4 protein-coding genes are annotated in these 2,999 nt (G+C 33.3%); 3 read left to right on the forward strand and 1 reads right to left on the reverse strand.

Annotated features, from left to right (window positions below; translation table 11 throughout):
* Nucleotides 1–363 precede the first annotated feature (363 nt).
* Nucleotides 364–741 carry a VOC family protein gene (locus K5S59_RS29630; protein ID WP_212982301.1) on the forward strand — a complete coding sequence of 126 codons (378 nt, stop codon included), beginning with the start codon at nucleotides 364–366 and terminating at the stop codon, nucleotides 739–741.
* A gap of 29 nt (nucleotides 742–770) precedes the next feature.
* Here the strand turns inward: K5S59_RS29630 and K5S59_RS29635 are convergent, their stop codons facing one another.
* Entirely contained in the window at nucleotides 771–971 is a 201-nt protein-coding gene (locus K5S59_RS29635; RefSeq protein WP_212982300.1) for a hypothetical protein, read from the reverse strand.
* Between the two features lie 297 nt (nucleotides 972–1,268).
* Between K5S59_RS29635 and K5S59_RS29640 the strand changes: the two genes are divergently transcribed.
* Nucleotides 1,269–2,318, forward strand: coding sequence for a hypothetical protein (locus K5S59_RS29640; protein WP_212982299.1), 1,050 nt, complete (start codon nucleotides 1,269–1,271; stop codon nucleotides 2,316–2,318).
* 58 nt (nucleotides 2,319–2,376) lie between these two features.
* The gene (locus K5S59_RS29645) at nucleotides 2,377–2,646 is read left to right on the forward strand and encodes a hypothetical protein (protein ID WP_212982298.1); all 270 of its coding nucleotides are present in this window, start codon (nucleotides 2,377–2,379) and stop codon (nucleotides 2,644–2,646) included.
* Nucleotides 2,647–2,999 lie beyond the last annotated feature (353 nt).

Consider the following 2,999-nt stretch of genomic DNA (forward strand, 5'->3'; position numbering starts at 1 on the left):
AAGTTGATGGGCATGGGGTAGCACCAACAAAACGCGAATTTCGTACGATAAGGAATTTTTAAGACAAAAAACTTGGTTTCACCGTACGTTAAGAAGGTTCCATAAATGATATTTTACATTTGATATGGGACTTTGTTTTTGGTACTGATTTTTGACCGTATTTCAGTTAGTTTTATTAGAACCCAATGAAGTTCCTTAAACGTCCGTTTATGGCGCCTCATTTATGGATTAATGCATCAGATAGGCTAACGGGATCTATTTTTATTTTGTTCAGTAATGGAGCCAGCTCCCTGAGTAAGAGAAGGCAGGGTTTTTGTTTAATGTTAGCGAATAAAAAAAGAAAATTTTTAAGGAGGATATAGAATGTCGCAGTCATTATTAACTGGTATGGAAGGGGCATTTATACCAGTCAAAGATCCAAAAATATCAGCTGAATGGTATGAAGAAAAATTAGGATTTAAACTTATTTATATTGAGAAAGAAGCCGCAGTTATGAAAATTGCAGAAGAGTCGCAAACAGTAGTATGTCTTGTAAGAACCGTTAATCACCAACCGATGAAGTTTCCTGATAATGGATTTGGAGTAGGAAAATATTATAACTTTATTCCAAGAGATATTAACGAGACTTACCGACTATTAATTGAACGTAGTGTCAAAGTAAATCCTATTAGTGGAGAAGGGACTACCAAATTCTTTACGTTTTTTGATCCAGATGGAAATCCTTTGGGTGCTTGCCAATAAAATTATATATTCTATTTAAGAGGTAATTGTTAAACGAGCCGATCTCTTAGCTTACAGGAAATCGGCTTTTTCTTTTTCAAATTTTGCTTAGCGTACGAAATTTGCGTTTTGTTGGCGGAACCCCTAATAAGCTTTAAAATTTCTTTCGTAGCTTCCTTAGAAGTATCTTCTTTTTCACAACCTATAACAACAGAACTAACTAATAGAGATGCTAAAATCGCTTTTTTCATAAATTACCCTCCACATTACTATCGCTACTTAAAGTTAAGTCTTTAGCTATAAATATCGACACATTTCTCATTGGAAATCCAAGTTCAAACAACTGTGAAACATTTAAATAATCTTTGTTATGGAAACTTAGTTTTAAGTAGATTTTTATCTTGTGCTTAAAGTAAAATTAAGACAATTGTTCTAAGTAGAATCTTCAATATGGAACGAATCCGATGTTCTATAATGTAATATTTCAACTTAGAATAAGAAACAGATAAAAAGAAACAGATAAAAAAATTAGGAGAGGCGGAGGACGATTGAAGAAAAAAGCATTATTTGTTATGGGGGCTGCTGCAATTTTAACATTATCAGCATGCAGTGACGAAAAACCACAACCTGTAATTAATGTGGATGAAGTGAAAGAGAAAGTATCCAAAAAAGAAAGTAAAGAAACTTCTGGAGACAAAACCGGATTTAATGTAATTGAGCAACAAAAAAAGATTGGTGGAGGCACGTTTAATGTAGATAAATCTCTATCAGGTATTGATGCAATCGATGTTACAGAATTAAAAGACGGGATAATATTGGCTACTGAGTCTGGAGATACCTTTAAATATGTATTTAGTGATAAAAAGAAATGGAAGAATCCTGTAACATTTGATAATTCAAATTACACAAGTGATGAAGTGAAAGGGAATAGATATTTTGCAAAAAAAGAATCGAAGTTACATGTAAAAGAATATACAGTGGGTGATCCGACCGGGAACACAGTCACTAAGGATGGCATTCCATTCGAAGAGCACCAATCACGGATTGACCTTATAAAAACTTCAAAAGGTCCAGGTGCTCTAATAAGTAATTCTAAAACAAATAAGTACGAACTTTACTTAAACGACAAGCGCGTTGCAGACTTCACAGATGAAAAGCATCTGCTTCCAGAATATCTTGGTTTAAGAGAGAACCCTCTAGATATCAACAAATATGCGGACATTGAAAATCAAAAATTATATGTTTCGTACCAGTTAGCAGATAGAAGTTATATTTATCAGTTCGATATGAAAACTGGGAAACCATTGTTTGAAAATGGAAAACTTAAAGAAGTATTAATAGGACCAAACGCGAAAATTTTAGGTGATAACAACGGAAATATCTATGTAATGGAAGAAAGTGAAACGATTACAATAACAGCATACGATAAAAACTTAAAACCTTTAACAGAGAAGTTTGAGGTTCCTGTTAAAAATCCTGCACTAACAACATTCACTATCGCTGATGATGAATTACACATTTGGAGCTCATATGAGTTCGAACTAGAACCAATGCTAGAATTAACGAGAGTATCTATTCCTAGCTTCGGAAAAAAATGATATGAAAATACTAAGTTGAAATGTAAAAAAGCTTGTAGAGGTTGCTAGAGAAGTGGAGATGGATTCTCGAGTTCGCAAGTGTTTGGTGAAGGTATGGAATGGCAACATTCAAAATCATTTATTTATGGGTGAGTATATGCAGTTTTTAGATAATGCATATACAAATACCACTTCCGATTCTTGGCAAGACGATAGAGGCGCTAAAAGAACAAGAACAATAACCATTAATGGTGATAATGTTACAATTGAACTCAAAAGCGAGCGTAATAATACGGCAGAAGGAAAAGGGATTGTTTCGCACAAAGCACAACTTACAAAAACATCTTAATCATAACGTTCTAAAAGATAAGAAAAGTCCCATCTAATATTTATAGATAGGACTTTCCTTATCTGTCTTTTTAGGGGGACAGACCGCAAATACACGTTATCTATACTTAAGAGTAAAAAATCTTGATTTGATAAGGGTTTTACATTGAAGACATGTATACAACGTACTTGAAAACAATCCTCGAAGCATCGAATTGCAAAGACATCACTACTTCGAATACGTTAAATACATTGTTTACTTAGTTAAGATATCAAGTATTTAAAGTAACTTTTCACTCAATTTTTCTTCTTAGAATACTTTAAATACTCCTGATTTTCATAGTACAGATAATTCCAAAATGCTGGCGATACCCC

The organism is Bacillus sp. BML-BC051 (assembly GCF_019656175.1).
In the GTDB taxonomy this organism is placed as follows: domain Bacteria; phylum Bacillota; class Bacilli; order Bacillales; family Bacillaceae_G; genus Bacillus_A; species Bacillus_A mobilis.

Excerpts from the sequence above, each read along its gene's own strand:
- K5S59_RS29635 (WP_212982300.1), bottom strand. The coding sequence starts at position 971 with ATGAAAAAAGCGATTTTAGCATCTCTATTAGTTAGTTCTGTTGTTATA.
- K5S59_RS29645 (WP_212982298.1), top strand. The coding sequence starts at position 2,377 with ATGGATTCTCGAGTTCGCAAGTGTTTGGTGAAGGTATGGAATGGCAAC.
- K5S59_RS29630 (WP_212982301.1), top strand. The coding sequence starts at position 364 with ATGTCGCAGTCATTATTAACTGGTATGGAAGGGGCATTTATACCAGTC.